The following is a 20,216-nucleotide window of genomic DNA, read 5'->3' as shown; positions in this document are numbered from 1 at the left end:
ATTCACCATTCAAGGCACACACAATGGGTATAAAACATAGGGCGGACAGTGGTTTCCGCAAGTTTTCGGTTCTAAGCACACTTAGTCTCAGTAGACAAGTTTGCAGCTCCGAAATGCCCTACGTTTTATACCCGAACCGTTAGCGGCAAGCAAATGAGACAGCTACAAATAACCATATTACTAATTCTGACATTGATTCAAAATGTAAATTCACAAGACAAAGTGATTAAAGGGGATACTGCATTTTGGTACAATCGGAATCAAGAATTTAATAAAACGCTGGAACTAACTGATTTTAATACCTCGCGAGCCGATTTTTCATTTCGATTCAGAAATCACGGACAGATTGTAGAGATATTTAAAACTAATAATCAAATACATGGAGAATTGACAAATTATATTTTCCATAGTATTAAAAAACGGAGTGAAACTTTACACCAAAAAATTCAACTTGACTCATTAAAAGCACTTGAAACCTATGAGATTATTCAAAAATCTGGAATTCTTGGCTTACAATCTGATGATAAAATAGAAGATTGGTCTGGAGGCTATGATGGAATTACTTATATAGTCGAGCATTCTGATAAAAAGGAATATTGGTATAAAACTTATTGGACACCTTCTGCTCAAGATTCAATCCCTGAATCATTGATTGTAATGGATTTTGTAAAAGCCCTTTCTGATACTCTGCAATTATCAGGAAAATATAAAGAGTTTAAAGATGACTTGCCACACAGAGGGTGTTATAATTCTGGTGGAATGTCACAAACTTGTTATGTTAGCAACTCTTTTGGATTTGGTTATCACGGTTCGACCAAATTACCATTAGGATTAAATTCTTCTGTTTATCTGACTTATATAGGTAAAAAGCATGCTGATTTCGGTTTTGGATTTCAATATAAATTCGACAGAAATGATAATTACGATTTTGGATTTAATGTATCAAAAAGTAATTTATTTATAAAAAACTCAAAGACTAATGACTTTTTGTTTTACAATTACCAAAAACGAAAACTTGAATTCGTTGATACAAATGCCATTTTTCAGAATCATCTATTTAATTATGGTTTTAACTTTAGAGATAAAATCAGTCTTTTTACTGGATTAAACTACGCAACTGACGATAAAGAAATGATTGGTGGAATTTTTGGCTTTACTAAATGGTTTAACAAACCTAAATTTCACACGACCTTGACTACTTCGATATTTAAAGACGATATTGATTATAAAATAGGAATTACCAAATCGATTCATTTTAATGAAAGGTTTGTTTTTCGTAGCACTTCAATAGGATTATATTTTGAGAATTTCAAAGATTATAATGATATAAATATATATTTGACACTATGGTTATAAAATGCCAGCCGCTAACACGCGGTCATAAAACATTGCGCGGATAGTGCTAAATTTGAACAAAAGAACATTTAATCAACGGCTTAGCGGGCTGATACGTTTGTGTTTCAAAATGCGCAACGTTTCATACCGCCATCCGTTCAGCAATAACTCCTTACCAGTTTAAATGGTTAAAACCATTACTCAAAGACATTCAAACAAATAGCCCACGGCTTAAGCCATGGGCTATTTTATTCTACACTAAAAAACCGTTTTAACGGCTCACATTCAATACCTTAATAATTTCCGAAGAACACCGCATTAAACAATAGCCTATTGGTGCCATACCACATGCCACGGAAATTCGGGTTGTCTACAAACATGACAACATTTCCACGGCCAATGCCAGTGGCAATTAATGAGGCTGTTCCGCCAATATCTTTCAAATTAGCCTTGTTTACATAACCACTCAACAGCGGGTTTTCAGTGTATTTAACTACCGTATTGGTTGGGCTGGAACTTGGTTGAATTAAGGTAGAATGATTTCGATACACCGGCAACTCTCGGCTGGTATAGCCAAAGCCAATTGGATGTGTAATGTCGATATCCGTCATATACATTGAGCCACCAATGGATTGCGCTCCGTAGAAATCACGAGAGGTCACATAGTCCATGCGTTCAGGTGTTTCCCTTTCACTTCGTGGTGCATATTTTTCATTCACCCATTTCGCGCCAATGGCCCAACTGGTTGCCCCTTTAATGGTAATCAGCGTTCCGCCTTCTCTTACCCAAAGCTTAATTCTGTCTAGCGTGCTTTCACCTAAAGAATTGTAAGACCCAGAAACAAGAATCAGGGTGTTATAATCGCTCCAATTGATTCTTCCAGCATTGTCCATATCTACTTTGGTGATAGGCATTCCCACTTTAGAATCGAACAAATGCCATACTTCACCTGCCTCTGCACTATTAGTGTTTCCGCCTATCAGCATAATTGCTTTGGGTTTTCTTACTGTAGTAAAGCTTCCGCTTCCTAAATCTACACCCGAAGTACTAAAACCAGTTTTCACACTTTGTGCACGAATACCAGCAATCTCGGTGGCTTCTTCTACATAAGCATGCACCAAATCGGCATCCATTTCCTGACGAGAAACTGGAATCATCAAGGTACCATAGCCATATTCCTTTACGCCTTCATTCGTTTCGATAGAGAATGGCTTACTGCCATAATTCACATAAACGCCCTTTTCCAAAAGGTAATTCAAAGCCTTAGGCGCGTAGTATTCGTTCCACTCAATCAAATAAGCATAATTGGTTTTCGGAACCCTAGCGTATGTGCCTTTCAGGTCGTTTCTGGTTAATTCTTTGCCCGATAAATCTTGTTTCCCTTTCCATTCGGCATAAGGCATGTTGTAGGTTAAAGCGGCTGTCCAAGAAGAAGCATCGTAGAAAATACTATCATGAAAATCGGTTACTTTCTCGAACATGGTGCGCACCATTCTGTATTGCTTTTGCGCATTAGGCACATAGAAAGCATTTCCTGCTTTATAGGTTTTCCCGTCCAATTCAATGTCATCATTCAGCGCCACGGTTTTGATTTTGTGTCTCAACAACAAATCAATAAATGCCTGATTTCTTCCGTCATCTGCAGGGTCGCCAAATACCCAGCCCTTTACTGGGTTCTTTGCACCTTCTTCCAAAGCAGAATCGAAATAATTCTCCATGTGCTTAAGCAACACTTCACGCTCTCCTACCGAAGCACGCACTGTTGCCAAACTAGAGGTTACATGGTTTTTTATGGTGAAGGCAAAAGCCACTTTTCCCGTTGGAGAATCTTGCACGTGCCCTCTAGAACTGGCTTGTTCGAAAACCAAACCTAAAGCCCCGTGAATATCTGGATAAGTCGAACCATAACCAGGATAGCTGTTGTCGTACTGTTCTTTAGTGAAATACAAAGAACCAATTTCGTCTAAGGCTTCGTGGAAGTAACCTGCGAAAAGGTTATTCAAACCATCATAATTATCTCTCGGCACTACTGGGTTTTCTGAACCAAATGGTTTTGTGGGTTCGAAAAAATAAGTCGAATTCGTTCCCATTTCATGAAAATCGGTCACCACATTCGGGTACCACTTATGGTAGAAATCGATTCTTGATTGACTTTCTACATGCGCCAATGGCAGCCAGTCGCGGTTCAAGTCATACCAATAGTGATTAGTTCTTCCGCGTGGCCAAGCCTCATTATGTTCCACATCAATTGGGTCTGACACCATGGGATCACCTAAATAGGAGTTGGCCCAAGTAGAGTGGCGGTCACGGCCATCAGGGTTAAAGGTTGGGTCTACCATCAATACTGCGTCTTTTAATGCCGCCCTTACCTCGGCAGATTGGCCCGCCACATAATAATATGCGGTAAGCATGGCCGCTTCGGAGCTCGATGGCTCATTGCCATGTACGTTGTAGCCCAAAAGCACCACCGACTTCATATCGGTGTAATCGCCCACACTTTGGGTTGGATCAGTGAGTTTTAAATGCTCTTTTCTGATGGACTCTAAATTTCTATGGTTTTCAGGTGAAGTGATGGTTAATACCACCAGTTGCCTGTGTTCGTAGGTTTCTCCAATTGTATCGAGCTTTGCGCGATCCGAAATTCTAGCGAGCTCACGCATGTAGCCCACAATGGCATCGTGGCGAGTATGCAAGGTACCAATCGGGTAACCCAAATACTTTTCTGGGCTAGGAATCTTAGGATCGAAACGAGTGCCCTCTGCAAAGAAATAATCGTTTTGAGCTTTTAAACTAAATAGGGCGAATAAAAGAACAATGGTTGTGAATAGACTTCTAAATCTCATGGTTGAATGTTTTTTCTTCTCTTCAAATGTGAGTAAGTTGAAATTATTACTATTCAAACTTTCTCATGTAGGTTTGCTCCTTTTTGCGAACTTTACTTCCGAAAAACACAACACCAAGTTAAAATCAAAGCATGAAAATCTCAGGCCATATTTTAGATGTACGAAACAGAAGGTTGTTCAAAGGAATCCTCCACATCAAAGATAACAGAATAGAAAGAATTGAGCCATCAGATACTGTAGACGGTCAATTCATTATGCCTGGGTTTATAGATTCACACGTTCATGTAGAAAGTTCGATGTTAGTTCCTTCAGAATTTGCCCGACTTGCGGTAGTACATGGAACCGTGGCCACAGTGTCGGACCCTCATGAAATAGGCAATGTTTTGGGGGTAAAAGGCGTGGAGTACATGATTGAAAACGGTAAGCAGGTGAACTTCAAGTTCAATTTTGGAGCGCCTTCTTGTGTGCCTGCTACCACTTTCGAAACCGCAGGTGCAGAAATAAGCCCTGATGAAGTTCGGTACCTACTCGAAAAAGATGAAATCAAATATTTAGCTGAAATGATGAACTGGCCGGGCGTGCTTTTTAACGACCCTGTGGTTTATGAAAAAATAAACATCGCCAAATCATTAGGCAAGCCTATTGACGGCCATGCACCAGGTTTAAGAGGCGAAAAAGCAGAGGCATATGTAAAAGCAGGAATGTCTACCGATCATGAATGCTTTACCAAAGAAGAAGCGCTTGACAAGCTAAAGCACGGAATGAAGATTGCCATTAGAGAAGGCAGTGCAGCTAAAAACTTCGAGGCATTAATCGAATTACTGCATGACCACCCTGAAATGATCATGTTTTGTTCTGACGACAAACACCCTGACAATTTAGTCGAAGGCCATATCAACCTATTGGTAAAGAGAGCACTCGCCAAAGGCCATGAGTTGTTTAATATTCTTCAAGCCGCCTGTATTACCCCGATAGACCACTATAATTTAGAGGTAGGCAGCCTCCAAGTTGGAGACCCAGCAGACTTCATCACTATTGATAACCCAAGTAATTTTAAAGTTTTAGCTACTTACATTAATGGTGAAAAAGTAGCAGAAAATGGAAAAACGCTCATTCCAAGAGTGGAAAACCTTATCATCAATAATTTCAATTGCGATCCGATTACTGAATCCCAAATTCAAGTTGCAGATGAAGGTGGTAAAATCAATGTAATCGAAGCCCTGGACGGACAATTGGTCACCAATTGTATTGAAGCAGAAGCCTCCACCGACCAAAATGGGAATTTAGTATCGAATGTAGACAGTGATGTACTGAAAATGGTGGTGATAAACCGTTATCAACCAGCAAAGCCGGCCATTGCGTTCATTAGAAATTTCGGCTTAAAGAAAGGAGCTATTGCGTCTAGTGTAGGCCACGATTCTCACAATATTATTGCCGTGGGTGCTACGGATGAAGCGATTGTAAAAGCAGTAAACCTAATTATTAAAGCTAAAGGAGGGGTTAGTGTCGTCTCTGAAAAAGAAGAAGCCTTAGTAGCATTACCCGTAGCAGGAATTATGAGTGCAGAAGATGGATATGATGTAGCCGAAGCCTATTCAAACATCGATAGAATTTCTAAAGAGATGGGAAGCAAACTAAATTCACCGTTTATGAGTTTGTCCTTTATGGCATTATTAGTGATACCATCTTTAAAGCTTAGTGATTTAGGATTGTTTGATGGAGACAGTTTCAAATTCAAACCTTTATTTGTTAAGCATTCGTAACAATTTAATAACGAGTGTAGGTTATCGTGATTTTTAATTGCGTTAATTTTGGCTCCTTAAAATTACAATTATGAAAAAGTTAATATTCTGCCTTACTCTGGTTTTTTCAGCTTTACCAGTGTTAGCTCAAAATCCAGATATAACATATCCTGATGATCCTCAACTAGCTGAAGAGGCCAAAAGAAAATTCGCTATGTCGTTAGACGATATGGCATTAGAAAGATATAGAGAAGCTGCTAACTCTCTGGCTTGGCTATTGAAAAACGCACCAGATCTTTATGAAGGCCTGTATATCAACAGTTATAAGGCTTATGAAGCAATAGCGGAAAAAGAAACCGACCAGACCAAAAAGATGGTTTATTTAGACTCTATGTTTACGGTATACAAGTTGAAAGACGAGAGATTTCCGCTTAGCGATACAGAAATAAACAATGTGGCTTTTAGGTATTATAAGTTTCACAAAGATAATGCAGAGAAATACGATGAAGCCCTAAAGGCTTTTGCTAGAGCCTTTGAAAAACCCGATGAAGTAATCAATAACAATTTGGTGGCCTATATGGACATCCTAAAAAGGAGTTTCATAAAGAATAAAAATGTGAGCGAGAATGAGGCTTTAGATATCCACGCTAAAATCACAGAAGTAATAGAAGACCGAATTGCAAAAGGCAAGGATGTAGCCAAATTCGAACAATACAAATCAATAATTGATCAGGCTCTTACCACTATTATTGATGTGAATTGCGACTTCATTGAACAGAAACTCTACCCACAACTGAAAGAGAACCCAAGCAACGTAAAGTTAGCCAAAAGGATTTTTCAGTTATCGCTAACCGCCAAATGCTCTGATTCTGACTTCTTTACGGAAGCCGTTGAGGTAGTACATAAAGCTGAGCCAACTTCTGGTTTAGCTGGAATTATTGGTAGAAGAAAACTTTCAAGCAAAGAGTACCCTGAGGCAATAAAATACCTAGAAGAAGCGATTAGCTTAGAACAAGACAAAGCAAAAAAAGCTGAAACAACTCTTTCATTGGCCAAGGCATATGCCCTTTCTGGCGAAAAAGTGAAAGCAAGAAACGAAGCTATAAAAGCAGCCGAACTTGATCAAAGTGTGGTTGAAGAAGCCTACAACCTTATAGCTTCCATGTATATGAACAGCTTTGATGAGTGTAAGCAAAACGTAAGTCAAGTTGCAGATAGGGCTATTTTCTTTGCTGCTTACGATGCCTATAAAAAGGCCGGCAATACCAAAGGAATGGAAAGTGCAAGAGCACAGTTCCCTACAAAAACCGAGATCTTTGAATTGAACTTAGAAGAAGGAGCCTCGATTAAAGTAGGGTGCTGGATTAACGTAACTTCAACTATTAGAACTAGACCGACAGAATAATGGCAATAAGAGATGAAGCGGAACAACTGATAAAAGACCTCCGCAATAAAATTGACGAGCTTATTGAAAAGGCAAAAGACGCTTCTGGAGAAGTACGCGAAGAAATGGAAGAAACCATCGAAAAGTTAAAAATTCAGCGCGACAAGCTAGAAGAGAAAATGGACGATTTTAGGGTTAAAAATGAACCTAAAATTGAAGAAGCCAAACATCATTTAAAAAATGCACTAGATGAGATAGGCAAAGCCTTTGAAAAAATGTTCAGAAAAGGCCCAAGCGCAGAAGAGATGAAAGATTAGTAAACACTTCTGTGAGAGCCCTAACCAAGAGCCATTTCTATTGTAGGAATGGCTCTTGTTATTAATAATCATCCAATCTTCAAAAAACAATTCCTGTAAAAAAACTATGTTTTTATATATTGCATTAAGCTGTAATGTTCATTGGTCATAATACATCAGCTTATGAGAACATAAAGTACCTATAATGCCAATGCATAATTCAGAAAACCAACCCATTAAAGATCGTAGTAAACTATTTGTTGAGCAGGCTCCCTCTGCAATTGCCATGTTCGATCGCGAGGTGTGCTACTTGGCAGCCTCACAGCAATGGTTAAAAGACTACAACCTAGAAGGACGCGATATCATCGGTAAAAGTCACTACGACATTTTTAATAATATTAGCCAAGAATGGAAAGACATTCATCAGGAATGTTTAAAAGGAGCTATAAAACAGAAACAAGAAGACTCTTTTATTGGCAATGATGGCACTACACAGTGGATCAGTTGGGATGTTAGACCATGGTACACCGAAAAAAATGAGATTGGCGGCATTCTAATGTATACTGCCGACATTACCTCTATTAAGAAAAAAGAACACCTTCTTTCTAGGTATCAAGAGCTACTTGAAAAAACCAATGAGGTGGCGAGTATTGGTACTTGGGAAGTAGACCTCAAAAAAAAGACAGTAACATGGAGTAAAGTAACCCGAGACATTCATGAAGTTGATGATAATTATACTCCAAACCTTGAAGATGGAATCAGTTTTTATAAAGAAGGAGAAAACAGAGATTCGCTCACAAAACATTTCTTGGCCTGCATTGACAAAAAGAAAGTCTTTGACTTAGAGCTTGAAATTATTACCGATAAAGGAAATCACAAATGGGTACGTACTGTTGGAATTCCTGAAATTGAAAATAATGAAGTAGTAAGTGTTTATGGGGTTTTTCAAGACATTGACGAAAAAACCAAAGCCAACAAACTTTTATCTCTTCAAGAAGAACAGTTCCGCCAAACCTTTGAATTTGCAGCGAACGGTATGGCCCTAGTGGGGCTTAAAGGCGAATGGTTACAGGTAAATAAAAGCTTAAGCCAAATCATAGGCTACTCAAAAAATGAACTGGAAAAACTAACTTTTGACGACATTACCCATCCCGATGATTTAGAGAAAGACTACAGTTTATTAGACCAACTCATAAGGGGTAAAATTGATAGTTACCAAATGGAAAAAAGGTATTTCCATAAAAACGGCCATATTATTTGGGTTTTACTATCCGTTTCTATGGTAAAAAACAGCTCGGGCCTACCAAGCCATTTCGTTTCTCAAATCAATAACATTACAGAAAGAAAACAAGCTCAATTTGAATTACAAGAAAGCTTAAGTAAGCTGCAAGGCATACAAGATGCTAGTACACAAGTAAGCATTATAGAAACCGATTTAAATGGAATTATTAAATCATTTAATCGAGGGGCAGAGAATCTTTTAGGTTATTCTGCAGGCGAAATGATTGACAAACAAACCCCCGAAATCATTCATTTAGCTAGCGAAATTAAAGAGCGAAGCAAAGAATTATCAGAGAATTACAACATTAGTATTCAGGGTATGCAAACCCTGATTTACCAAGCCTCCATTGGTTTATACGAAACCAGAGAATGGACCTATATGAGGAAAGATGGTTCCACATTTCCTGTTCAGCTAACTGTAACCGCCATTAAAAATAGATATAACGAGGTAAAGGGCTATCTGGGTGTAGCAACAGACATTTCAAATTTAAAACGAGTAGAGGAAGAAGTGAAATCTCTGCTTGACGTGACCCAAGAGCAAAATGAGCGCCTTCTCAATTTCGCACATATAGTTTCTCACAACCTCAGGTCTCATTCAGGTAACCTTTCAATGCTTACAGAGCTGATGAAAATGGAAGTGCCAGAAGCTACCCAAAACCCCTTTTTTCCATTATTAACCGAAGCTTCAGAAAACCTAAAAGAAACCATACAACACCTGAATGAAGTGGTGGCCATGAGCACCAAAACCAATGACAATTTACTCTCATTAAATCTTTTAGAATATATTAAAAAAGCACAAACCAATCTTCATGCTACAATTCTAGAAAGCAAAACACAAATAGAAATCAACGTGTCTTCTTCTATTTTTGTAAAGGCAATTCCTGCCTATTTAGAAAGTATTTTTCTTAACTTGATCTCCAATGCAGTCAAGTACCGATCGGCTGACCGACCAAACCAAATTAGCATTGATGCATTTGTAAAAAAAGAATTTGTGGTCATTAAATTTACCGACAACGGTATGGGAATGAACATGAAACTCCATGGACGTAAACTGTTTGGCATGTACAAAACATTTCATGGAAATGAAGATGCTAGAGGAATTGGACTATTCATTACAAAAAATCAAATCGAGGCAATGAATGGTAAAATAGAAGTTGAAAGCGAACTCAATAAAGGAACAACATTTAAAGTGTATTTGAAATTATGAAGAAAATTGATATTGCCTGTATTATAGATGATGACCCCATTTTTGTTTTTGGAGCAAAGAGAATGATGGAATTGGCCAACTTCTGTAATGGTTTTATGGTATTTCAAGATGGCAAAAAAGCGCTAGAAGGATTGTCAGCAATAATTGCTTCAGGAAACAATTTACCAGAGCTCATTTTGCTGGATTTAAATATGCCTGTAATGGATGGATGGCAATTTTTAGATGAGTTCACCAAAATAAAAACTGACAAAAAAATAACCCTTTACATTGTAAGTTCTTCAATTGACAATGAAGATTTTAAAAAGGCCGAAACTTATGAAGTAGTCAGCAATTACATTGTAAAACCAATTACCATGGAAGCACTAGAAGGTATACTTGAGGATTTTTAACTCAAGTATATCTTCAAATACCTACTTATCATTATTCTTCTCTAAGCGTATCGGCTGGGTTTGCTTTAGAGACCTTCATAGAAAAGAACAAAGTCACCAGCAGGTTTAGTGCGAAAAACCCCGCTAGGGCTAAAACAAAAATTACAGGTTGAATAGAAACCCGATACTTAAATTCAGCTAGCCAATCTTGCATAACGTAAACTGTAATGGGGGTAGCAATTAAAAAAGCGACAATCACCAAAACACCATTCTCTTTATTCAACAAAAGAATAAGCTGCCTCATAGAAGCACCTAATACCTTTCTTACACTGACTTCCTTTTTTCGCTGCTCAGCAGAATAGGTAGCCATAGCCATTAAACCCAATAATGAAATGAAAATGGCCAAGCCAGAGAAAGTATTAAACAAAGCCACTTGATCGGCTTCTTCCTTATAGTATTTTTCTATTTCATCATCTACATAACTAAACTCAAAAGGTCGGTTCAAAAGGCTTTCGTATTTTTCTTTAATTTCTTTGAGTGTGGCCTGATGTCCTTGGCTTTCAAAGCGGATTAAAAGTTTTTCTTCAGACCAACTTTCTCTATTCAAGATCACAGAAGGTAAAATTTCATCCTTTAAGGAAGAAGAGTGAAAATCTTCAATAACAGCCACTACCTTCATTTTATAGCCTGCATATTGATACACATATTTTCCAATCACACTTTCATCCTTCCAGCCTAAACCATCGGCAACAAGCTTGCTGATTACAATTTTTGTAGAATCGAGTTGTGCTATATCAAAGCCCTCTTCTGCCTCCAGCACTTTTAGGCCTAAAGTATTGATCACATCTTCATCTCCTAACACAAAGGATACCTCAACATAAGGTGGCCGCTCTTCGGTATCGCTATCATAATAACCTCCAAAAACCCCACTCCAAGTATGATTACCGAACATCCAATTGGTTACTGTGGCTTCTGAAACGCCCGACATACCAAGCACTTCATTCTTAAAGACTTGAGACTCCCCTTTCAAGTCTTCAAAAAGCGGAACATAGACCAGCAGTTCCTGATCAAACCCCATTTTCTGCTCTTTCAAAAACTTCATTTGAGAATGCATAATGAGGGTAACCAAAATCATAATCCCTGCCACCAAAAACTGAAAGCCAACCAAAACTCTTCTTAAGCCACCCTTGCCTGCGGTTCCGCTCATGTTATTTTTCAATAGCACTAATGGCTTATATCGACTGATATAAAATGACGGATAAAGCCCGGTTAACACACCAATGGTAAGCCCCATTAAAGGGACGAAAAACAAAAACTCGAGGCTGAAATACCTCAATTCCATCGTTTTCCCCAATAAGTTATTCATTAGAGGTAATAGTCTTTCCGTAAGTGCAAAAGCCATGACTAGAGCAATGGTAGTCACCACCACAGATTCTACCAATTGATACCAAACCAATTGAGATTTTTGAGCACCAATCACCTTTCTAAGCCCAATTTCCTTGGCCCTTTTCAGAGAACTAGCGGTAACCATATTGATATAATTGATCACAGCTAAAAGGAGGATTACCAAACCAATACCAGAGAATAAATAGACAAAGCGGATGTCACTTTGATCTGTCAAGTTTGCATAAGTAAATTTGGCGTGAAGCCTTTGGTCAGTGATTGGCAATAGTCCAAACACATCATCCTTCACAAAAATGCCATAGCTCGATTTGGCCTTGAGTTCATTGATCATTTTCACCACCTGAACTTTGTCTTGCTCTTCTGAAATTTTAAGATAAGTAAGCGCAGGCATCATACTTGCAGGTCTTTGAGTATCCATCTCTGCTACTCCACTCCTTATTACCATTTCAAATTTTAAAGAGCTATTGGCAGGTGGGGTTTCACTGATTCCCGTTACCACTAACTCTCTTTCTTTATTTAGGGTAATCGTTTTTCCAATCGGGTTTTCTTCTCCAAATAGCTTCTCTGCAAGAGCGGTAGTAATTACAGCTTGGTAAGGTTGACTTAAAACCGATTGGGCAACACCCTCTACCAGCCTGAAATCCAGCATTTCGAAAAAGTTAGCATCTGAAAAAATCACCTTGTCGGAATAAATGCGTTCATCACCAACAGTTAAAAGGCTCTTTTTTCCACCACTAATCATTCGCACTGCAGACTCCACGGCAGGAATATCGGACAGGATAATTCCAGCTAAATCAGGCGCAATTGCCCCTTGTTTTACATCTCGGGTAGTATCAGTAGCGTAAACCCTGTACAGCTGCTCATGGTCGGCATGAAATTTATCATAACTCAGTTCATCACGCACATAAAGTGCAATCAATAAAAATGCGGTAAGACCAACGGTGAGGCCCAAAAGATTGATTATACTATAAAGCCGCTCTTTACGGAGTTTTCTAAAAATGATAGTCAGGTAGTTTGATAACATAGTTCTTCGATCTAGTAATTATTCTTCTCTAAGCGTATCGGCTGGGTTTGCTTTAGATACTTGTAAGGATTGTAAAAGCGTAACCAACCAGCTTAAAACCAAGAAACTTAAGAATGCACCAATAAATATGAGTGGTGTGATTTCGATGCGGTACTTAAACTCAGCCAACCAACCCTGCATGGCATAATAAGCGATAGGCGAAGCAATGAGAAATGCCAAAAACACCAGAAGCGTATACTCCTTATTCAGCAAAAACAGCAGATTTTGAATTGATGCACCAAGCACCTTTCTAATACTCACTTCTTTTCTGCGCTGCTCTAAGGTATAGATCGTCAAAGCAATTAAACCTAGGAGGGAAATAAAGACGGCCAAACCTGAAGAAATTTGGAAGAGCATAAACTGGCCTTGTTCTTTCTTGTAGAAATCTTTGATTTTATCATCTAGGTAATAAAACTCAAAAGGGCGCTGTGCCATGCGCTCGTAAACTTCTCCAAACTCTTGAAGCGCCTTTTGCCCATTCACTGCATCCATTTTCAGCAACAAACTATTAGCCCCCCGATCCACTATTGGAGTAATAAACATTGGCTCCATTTCCTGCTTTAGTGAAAATGTATGGAAATCATCAATTACCGCCACAACCTCCATTGGTTCACCTTTATAGGTATATCCTTTCTGGCCAATTGGGTTTTCTTGCCAACCCAGTTTCTTTACCAATGATTCAGTAACTATAATTTGACCTTTATAGAATTGGTTAGAATCAAATCCTTCAGCCTTCTGAAGAAATTTCAGTTCAAGTATCTCAGGATAATTCCTATCCGCGTAAACTAAATGAAAGCGATAACCATTCGTATCCTCACTCTCGCTATCTGGGCCATCAAAAAAACTTGATGACGTTGCGTTTCCAACCGTCCAACCTGTAACACTCACAGATTTGACTCCTCCAATCCGTTCAGCTTCATTTTTAAGTGCCTGATATCCTCCTTCTAGGTCTGAATACAGTGGTACCTGAATTACCAAGTCTGGATTAAAACCTAAATCCGTTGTTTTCAAGTAATTCATTTGACTGAACATGATGGCCAGCACCACTAACAACAGTCCAGAAGATATAAACTGAAACAGCACCAAGAACTTTCTTAAATACCCTTTATTACCAACCGCAGCCGTAGTTTTATTCAACAAGGCCAAAGGCTTGAATTTGGAGATATAAAACGCTGGATATAAACCAGCCAAAACACCTAAGGCTAAACCAGCCATAAACACCCAAATAAAGAATTCAGAACTGCCGTATTGAAGCGTGATTGACTTATCGAGCAATTGGTTGTAAAAAGGCAATAAGCGTTCGGCAATGGCAAAAGCAAATACAAAGGAAACCAATGTAATGACCACGGATTCTGATAATTGACTAAAAACCAATTGTACTTTATTCGCTCCAATCACCTTTCTCAAGCCAATTTCTTTGACTCTACTCATGGATTGGGCCGTTACTAAATTGACATAATTGATTAAAGCCAAGAGCAAAACCACCAAACCAATACCTGAGAAAAGTGTGATATAGCGGATGTCATTTTTTTGAAACCCATCTCTTTGGTAAGGTGCATAAAGTCTTTGGTCTGTATAGGGTAATAATTCATAGGTATAGCCCTCTAGCATATCGCGATATACCGGTTTATCAATAGCCTTAGTAATCCCAGCACTTACCGCCTCTTTTGAAGCACTAGGCACAATAGATACATAGGTGGTAATATTTCTAACTGAATGCATCTCTTCCCAAACGTTTTTGAAATACTCCCTTTCGTATACCAACATTTCAAATTGAATCGTACTGTTTTTAGGAGGATCGGTAGCCACAGCAGCCACTGTATAAACCTTACCTTTATTCATCTGAATTTCTTGACCGATTGGATTCGTATCTCCGAATAATTTCTCTCTCAAACTTTGGGTTATTACCACTTGGCTTGTTTCTGAGAAAACAGTCTTTCTATTGGCATTGAGTAGAGCAAAATCAAAAAATTCAAAGAAATTTGAATCAACAAAAAAGACATTTTCTACATTCAGATTCCTTTCTCCAAAATTCAACAAAGAAATCCCTCCCCCAGCAATCCGAGCATGACCATCAATTTGAGGAATGTCCTCTCTGAAAAACTCAACAAAGTCACTGGCAATGGTACTTTTGTATTTCTCCCCATTTTCACTACTAATCACCCGATAAATATTCTCTTTATTCTCGTGGAAATTATCAAAACTGAGTTCATCGCGCACATAAAGGGCAATGAGTAAAAACGCGGTAAGCCCCACGGTGAGCCCAGCAATGTTCACAAAGGAATAGAGCTTCTCTTTCCGTAGTTTTCTAATAATAAGTTTAAGGTTGTTTTTGAACATAGCTTTAAGGTTTATTCGTTTCTTAAGGTATCTACTGGGTTAAGGCGGCCGGCTTTGAGGGATTGGAAGAGGATGGTGGCAGCGACAATGATTATCATTATCAGAGCAGTTAGTCCAAAAATCCATGCATTTAGGCTAATTCTATCGGCATAATTAGATAGCCAGTTTTGCATGAAATATACTGAAACAGGAAGTGCCATTAGAAAGGCCACAGACATTAGTTTGGCAAAGCTACTTCCGAATAACTTCATGATATCTGCTACTGATGCGCCAAGCACTTTTCTAATACCGAATTCATGCGTGCGTTGATCTATGATGAACATGGCCAAACCCAATAAACCTAAACATGAGATAATTATCGCTACTATAGAAAAAATTAAAACAGCCCTAAATCCTTGCATTTCAATCTTCAACAAGCTGGAGTAGTTGGTTTCTAAAAAATGCCACTTCATTTCCTCTTGCGAAAACCGAGACCAAACATCTTGAATTTCATCTATATTGGGTTTACTTACGCTAGACTTAACGACTAATGGATGGCTAAATGCGTAACGTCTACCTTTTCCAGGACGAGATGTCATTAAAACAGGTTCAATGGATTCTCTTAGGTCACTAAACACAAAATCCTGAACTACACCTACCACTTTAGCCCTTTCTCCAATAAACTGACCTATTGGATTTTCGAACCCTAGCCGTTTGGCAGCTATCTCATTTATAACAACAGGCACATATTCTGGTGATATTTCAGTGGCACCTGAATTTGTGCTTTCAAAAAAGGAATGCCCATGAACGAATTTCATATCCATTACCTCAAAAAATGTTGAATCTACCCCGAAAATTGAGAAGGACATATTGGTGGAATCGTTAATAGGAATCGGTTGAGCTCCCTCTAAAGTAATACTGCTTGGCAAGCGAGTAGTGTAGGCTGCACCGCTTACACTAGGTAAGCGAGATAACTCATGGGCAAAAGTTTCTTTCGACTCCTTTAACAATGATGTATTATCAATTACCAATACCCCTTTTGATTGATAGCCAATATCTCTGGTTCTCAAAAAGTCCACTTGCAGAAACATGGTAATAACAGCCGTGATCAACCCTATAGAACACATAAACTGCAATACCGTAGCAGATTTTCTGAGTGCACCAGCATTCAGAACGCTGAAGCTATTTTTAGCGGTTCCACTTTTAAGAATAACCGCCAACCTTCCGCTTGAGAGATAAACTGCAGGATAAATACCCGCAAGAAAAGTAAGTACTAAAATAAAAACAATGAGCCCGAAAACCCATTCTTGTGAATGAAGCACTGAGTAATCAACTACAATCCCAATAGATTCAGGTTTGAGCTTTACCAAAACCTCCACCAGAGCTAAAGCCATCACTGAGGACAAAAGAATAAGCAGAAAAGACTCAAGCATAAACTGTAAAATCAGCATTAACTTCGATGAGCCCATTATACGCTTTACCCCCACTTCTTTCATTCTCATAGAAGCACGGGCGGTAGAAATATTAATAAAATTGAAGACAGAAATAATCAGTGCCGCTAAAGCAATTATAGTGAGAGTATTCACTTGTGAAGTATTTAATGCGGGCATCAAATTACCACTCGTATCTGAGTTTGTTCTGAGGGTAGAGAGAGACTCAGCATAAGAATCAGAATAAAGACTTTCAGCCTTCCAGTCCTCTTTTGTACCCTGACCACCAATTACTGTTTTAGGGTAAACATATTTATAGCTGATATCCGAAAGCCTTCTGTCGAGCAACTGTTCTGTAGCTGCAGGGCTTGCTACTATATAGTTATAAACTGTAGAGTTTTGCCAGCCCCCCACTCCATCGCTCATGGTTGCAGGCCTTTGCTCTGAAACCAATAAATCGAATTGCAGCTGTGTTTTGAATTTGGGCGTTTTAATTACACCATTTATAATAACCGGTACTTGATATGTACTGTCTTTTATCAGGTCGTGCTTTGTAACATGAATCAGTTTACCAATCACATCAGTGCTCCCCAAAAAATCTTTCGCCCATTTTTCATGAATCACTGCAAAATTTGGCTCATCCAACACTGTTTCTGGGTCGCCTTTCAACAGTACAAAATCAAAAACTTCGAGAAAAGAGGAATCAACCCTGAGCATTTTCACAATCTGCTCTTGATCATCCCATGCCAGTTTGGTGGATGCGCTTCGTTTAAAGCTTGTGAATGTTTCTACTTCTGGTATTTCGTTTAGTACATATGGTAAGTTAGGAGCCCCAAGTGCCGTCCTATACCCTAGCATGGTATGGCTTAATTGGTAAATTCTATCCTTGTGTGTAAAATCACTTTCGTAGCTTTTTTCTTGATAGATATAAAGCGAAATCATAAAGAAGACACTAAGTCCAAGCGTTAAACCCAATAAGTTAATCAAGTGTAGAAAACCTGATTTCCTGAAACTCCTGAGTGCAAATTTGAAGGTTTGTTTGAGCATAGCTTTAAGGTTTACTCGTCTCTAAGTGAATTGACAGGGTTGGCAGTAGCAGCTCGCATAGAACGGTAACCTGTAGTACTTAAGGCTATCAGAAGTGATGCGCCAATACTGATCAAGAAAATAATTGGCCCAATGGCAATTCGGTATTCATACTGCCCAAGCCAACTGTTCATTCCCCAATAGGCCAAAGGAGCGGCCAACAAAAATGATAGCCCGACTAAGACAATAAATTCCATTGAAAAACGGCTCATGATGTTGGCTACCGTAGCGCCTAATACTTTTCTAATTCCAATTTCCTTGGCCTTTTGATTTGCCATAAACGACACCAAGCCGTAGAGGCCTAAGCAACCAATGAAAATGGCAATGAAGGCAAAGACAGTAAGCATTTGCGACATTTTCCTTTCGCCTTCATAGAAGTCTGCAATCTCCTTATCTAAAAAAGTATAGTCGAACTCATATTCTTCATGAATGTCGTACCAAATGGTTTCTAGTTCAGCAATTACATTAGCCGAACTCTGGCCGTTGATCCGTAACCCCAGTGTTCTAAAGTTCTCTTGGCGGTTGAACATGGCCACTGGCTCTATGGCCTCAGATAAAGTAGTAACATGATAGTCCTTCACCACTCCTACAATTGGAGCGTTAAAACCCCACAACATCATTCGTTCGCCAATAACTTCATTCGGGTCGGTAATGCCCAGTTTTTTCAGAAAGGTTTCGTTGACCACAAATTGATTTACGGTATCGCTTTTTGTTAGCCAATCGCCTGCTACCAAATCCAAACCATAGGTTTTCTGATATTGGTCATCGGCCATTTTTACGTGGGTATTGAGTTCGTTTACTGCGCTATCTACTCCATAATAATAGGCGTTGGTAACTGACTGAGAGCCTGAAAAAGGAGGCTTATAATTGAAAGAATAAGAAACAACTCCTGGAATATTCTGAACTTTAGAATCCCATAGATCACGAGTTCCTTTGTCGGTTTCAGCCAAATTGATGTTTAGAATATATTCCTGATCATAGCCCATATCTACAGAGCTGAAATAGTTCATTTGCTGAACTGCCACCACGGTTCCAAAAATCAAAATCTGACAGATTAAGAATTGTGTAAACACCAGCGACCTTCTGAAGAACAAATTGCCTTTTCCTTTGGTCATACTTCCTTTAAGTGCGTAAATGGGTTTTGCACTTGAGAGTACAATTGCTGGATATAAACCAGCCAAAACCGACACCGCCAAAAGAATAGCAATCAAATAGCCAAGAAGTGCTAAGTCTGCAATAGGATTAAAAGGCACCTCAATTCCTATAAAATCATTGATCACCATGGGTAAAAGCCTTTCGGTAAGGGCCATGGAAATCAGCAAAGCAATAAGGGTTATAGCGAAGGTTTCGCCAATAAACCTTAATATCAACTGCTTTCTTGTACTACCCAGCACCTTGCGCATGCCCACTTCCTTGGATCGCTTAACCGCCATGGCAGTAGACATATTAATGAAGTTAAAACAGGCGGTTACAATAAGTAATACACCAATAATGATATAGGCATAAAGAATGGTTTTTGGCGCTACACGGCCACTAAAAGTACCGAAACGCTCATCGAAGTGATATTCGGTAAAAGGGGCTAACAAAAATGTGCGTGCTTCACGGGTATCTTTATCCCAGTGCTTTTCTACAAAATCTGGAAATTGAGCATCTATCTTGGCGGGTTCAACATTATTCTCTAAAAGTACAAAGGCCACGTTGTCGCTTGAAATGCTCCCCCAATTATTAAATTCCTTAGGGTCTTTGGCCTTTTTTGTTTCCATGGAAATAAAAATCCCAAAGGGGAAATCCGAGTTTTTAGGAGCGTCTTCCATTACCGCTACCACTTTCAAATCTGTTTCCTTATTCAGCTTTATGGTTTGCCCCACAGCCGATTGGTTGGGGAAATATTTATCTGCCAGCGTTTTATTTAAAGCAACAATATTGGGTTGGTTAAAAACCGACTCTACACTACCTTCTAACACTTCCCAATCAAAAACATCAAAGAAAGAAGGCTCAATATAGACCAGTTCGGGATCTTCTTCATAGTATTTAATTTCACCACCATTATTCACAGAAATAAGTCCGTAACGCTCGTGCGAAATCAGTGTTACTTCTTTTACCCCCACAATTTCGTCTTTAATGGAAGCAGGCATGACCAATGGCACTCCTCCCTGAGGGTATTCTCTACCGTCTTCTACATCAACATGTCCTACACGGTATATCGAGTTAAGATTTTCGTGATTTTGGTTAAAACTGCGCTCTTGTTTTACAATCAAGAACATGACTAAGCTGCATGTAATGCCCAGCGTTAATCCGCTAATATTGATGAGCGTGAAAGTTTTGTTGCGAACAAAATTTCTAACTAGGATTTTAAGATAATTTTTGACCATTGTATTTTGAGTTATCGGTTATCAGGCATCAGGTAATCAGATATTAGTTATCAGTAATCAGATATTAGTTATTAGTTATTAGTTAT

The 20,216-nt window shown here is 38.8% G+C and carries 11 protein-coding genes; 6 read left to right on the top strand and 5 right to left on the bottom strand.

Annotated elements, in window-relative coordinates:
- The first annotated feature begins 153 nt into the window (after positions 1-153).
- On the top strand, positions 154-1,356 hold the full coding sequence (locus OB69_RS17440; protein ID WP_053225049.1) for a hypothetical protein: 1,203 nt from the start codon (positions 154-156) through the stop codon (positions 1,354-1,356).
- Positions 1,357-1,628: 272 nt separating this feature from the next.
- Here OB69_RS17440 and OB69_RS17435 read toward each other — a convergent pair whose 3' ends face one another.
- Positions 1,629-4,178 (bottom strand): M14 family zinc carboxypeptidase, encoded by a 2,550-nt coding sequence (locus tag OB69_RS17435; protein WP_053225048.1) that lies wholly within the window; start codon positions 4,176-4,178, stop codon positions 1,629-1,631.
- Positions 4,179-4,309: 131 nt separating this feature from the next.
- Between OB69_RS17435 and ade the strand changes: the two genes are divergently transcribed.
- The 5 genes from ade (at position 4,310) to OB69_RS17410 (ending at position 10,477) form a co-directional block, all read left to right on the top strand.
- Positions 4,310-5,941, top strand: a complete 1,632-nt coding sequence (gene ade, locus OB69_RS17430; RefSeq protein ID WP_053225047.1) for an adenine deaminase — start codon at positions 4,310-4,312, stop codon at positions 5,939-5,941.
- A 70-nt stretch (positions 5,942-6,011) separates the two neighbouring features.
- A complete protein-coding gene (locus tag OB69_RS17425) occupies positions 6,012-7,325 on the top strand; it encodes a tetratricopeptide repeat protein (protein ID WP_053225046.1) in 1,314 nt (437 codons plus the stop codon).
- Positions 7,325-7,621, top strand: coding sequence for a sll1863 family stress response protein (locus OB69_RS17420; RefSeq protein WP_053225045.1), 297 nt, complete (start codon positions 7,325-7,327; stop codon positions 7,619-7,621). Before OB69_RS17425 ends, OB69_RS17420 begins: the two co-directional genes overlap by 1 nt.
- 184 nt (positions 7,622-7,805) lie before the next feature.
- Positions 7,806-10,088, top strand: coding sequence for a PAS domain-containing sensor histidine kinase (locus tag OB69_RS17415; protein WP_053225044.1), 2,283 nt, complete (start codon positions 7,806-7,808; stop codon positions 10,086-10,088).
- Positions 10,085-10,477 (top strand): response regulator, encoded by a 393-nt coding sequence (locus tag OB69_RS17410; RefSeq protein WP_053225043.1) that lies wholly within the window; start codon positions 10,085-10,087, stop codon positions 10,475-10,477. Before OB69_RS17415 ends, OB69_RS17410 begins: the two co-directional genes overlap by 4 nt.
- Positions 10,478-10,508: 31 nt before the next feature.
- Here the strand turns inward: OB69_RS17410 and OB69_RS17405 are convergent, their stop codons facing one another.
- From OB69_RS17405 to OB69_RS17390, 4 genes are read right to left on the bottom strand one after another with little or no spacing between them, the layout of a single operon-like run.
- Complete coding sequence (locus OB69_RS17405; protein ID WP_053225042.1) at positions 10,509-12,884, bottom strand: ABC transporter permease; 2,376 nt, start codon at positions 12,882-12,884, stop codon at positions 10,509-10,511.
- Between the two features lie 18 nt (positions 12,885-12,902).
- Positions 12,903-15,263: an ABC transporter permease gene (locus OB69_RS17400; RefSeq protein WP_053225041.1), complete on the bottom strand. Its 2,361-nt coding sequence runs from the start codon at positions 15,261-15,263 to the stop codon at positions 12,903-12,905.
- An 11-nt stretch (positions 15,264-15,274) separates the two neighbouring features.
- Positions 15,275-17,719, bottom strand: coding sequence for an ABC transporter permease (locus OB69_RS17395; protein ID WP_082338227.1), 2,445 nt, complete (start codon positions 17,717-17,719; stop codon positions 15,275-15,277).
- 11 nt (positions 17,720-17,730) lie between these two features.
- Entirely contained in the window at positions 17,731-20,130 is a 2,400-nt protein-coding gene (locus OB69_RS17390) for an ABC transporter permease (RefSeq protein WP_082338225.1), read from the bottom strand.
- Between the last annotated feature and the right edge of the window lie 86 nt (positions 20,131-20,216).

Source organism: Roseivirga seohaensis subsp. aquiponti, assembly GCF_001267955.1.
Lineage (GTDB): Bacteria > Bacteroidota > Bacteroidia > Cytophagales > Cyclobacteriaceae > Roseivirga > Roseivirga seohaensis.
Note: the sequence above shows the minus strand (reverse complement) of the source record. Positions and strands in the feature narration are given on the sequence as shown.

Bases quoted from the DNA above. Each gene is read 5' to 3' on its own strand.
- OB69_RS17410 (WP_053225043.1), top strand. From the start codon at position 10,085: ATGAAGAAAATTGATATTGCCTGTATTATAGATGATGACCCCATTTTT.
- ade (WP_053225047.1), top strand. From the start codon at position 4,310: ATGAAAATCTCAGGCCATATTTTAGATGTACGAAACAGAAGGTTGTTC.
- OB69_RS17405 (WP_053225042.1), bottom strand. From the start codon at position 12,884: ATGTTATCAAACTACCTGACTATCATTTTTAGAAAACTCCGTAAAGAG.
- OB69_RS17395 (WP_082338227.1), bottom strand. From the start codon at position 17,719: ATGCTCAAACAAACCTTCAAATTTGCACTCAGGAGTTTCAGGAAATCA.
- OB69_RS17420 (WP_053225045.1), top strand. From the start codon at position 7,325: ATGGCAATAAGAGATGAAGCGGAACAACTGATAAAAGACCTCCGCAAT.
- OB69_RS17425 (WP_053225046.1), top strand. From the start codon at position 6,012: ATGAAAAAGTTAATATTCTGCCTTACTCTGGTTTTTTCAGCTTTACCA.
- OB69_RS17390 (WP_082338225.1), bottom strand. From the start codon at position 20,130: ATGGTCAAAAATTATCTTAAAATCCTAGTTAGAAATTTTGTTCGCAAC.
- OB69_RS17400 (WP_053225041.1), bottom strand. From the start codon at position 15,263: ATGTTCAAAAACAACCTTAAACTTATTATTAGAAAACTACGGAAAGAG.
- OB69_RS17435 (WP_053225048.1), bottom strand. From the start codon at position 4,178: ATGAGATTTAGAAGTCTATTCACAACCATTGTTCTTTTATTCGCCCTA.
- OB69_RS17440 (WP_053225049.1), top strand. From the start codon at position 154: ATGAGACAGCTACAAATAACCATATTACTAATTCTGACATTGATTCAA.
- OB69_RS17415 (WP_053225044.1), top strand. From the start codon at position 7,806: ATGCCAATGCATAATTCAGAAAACCAACCCATTAAAGATCGTAGTAAA.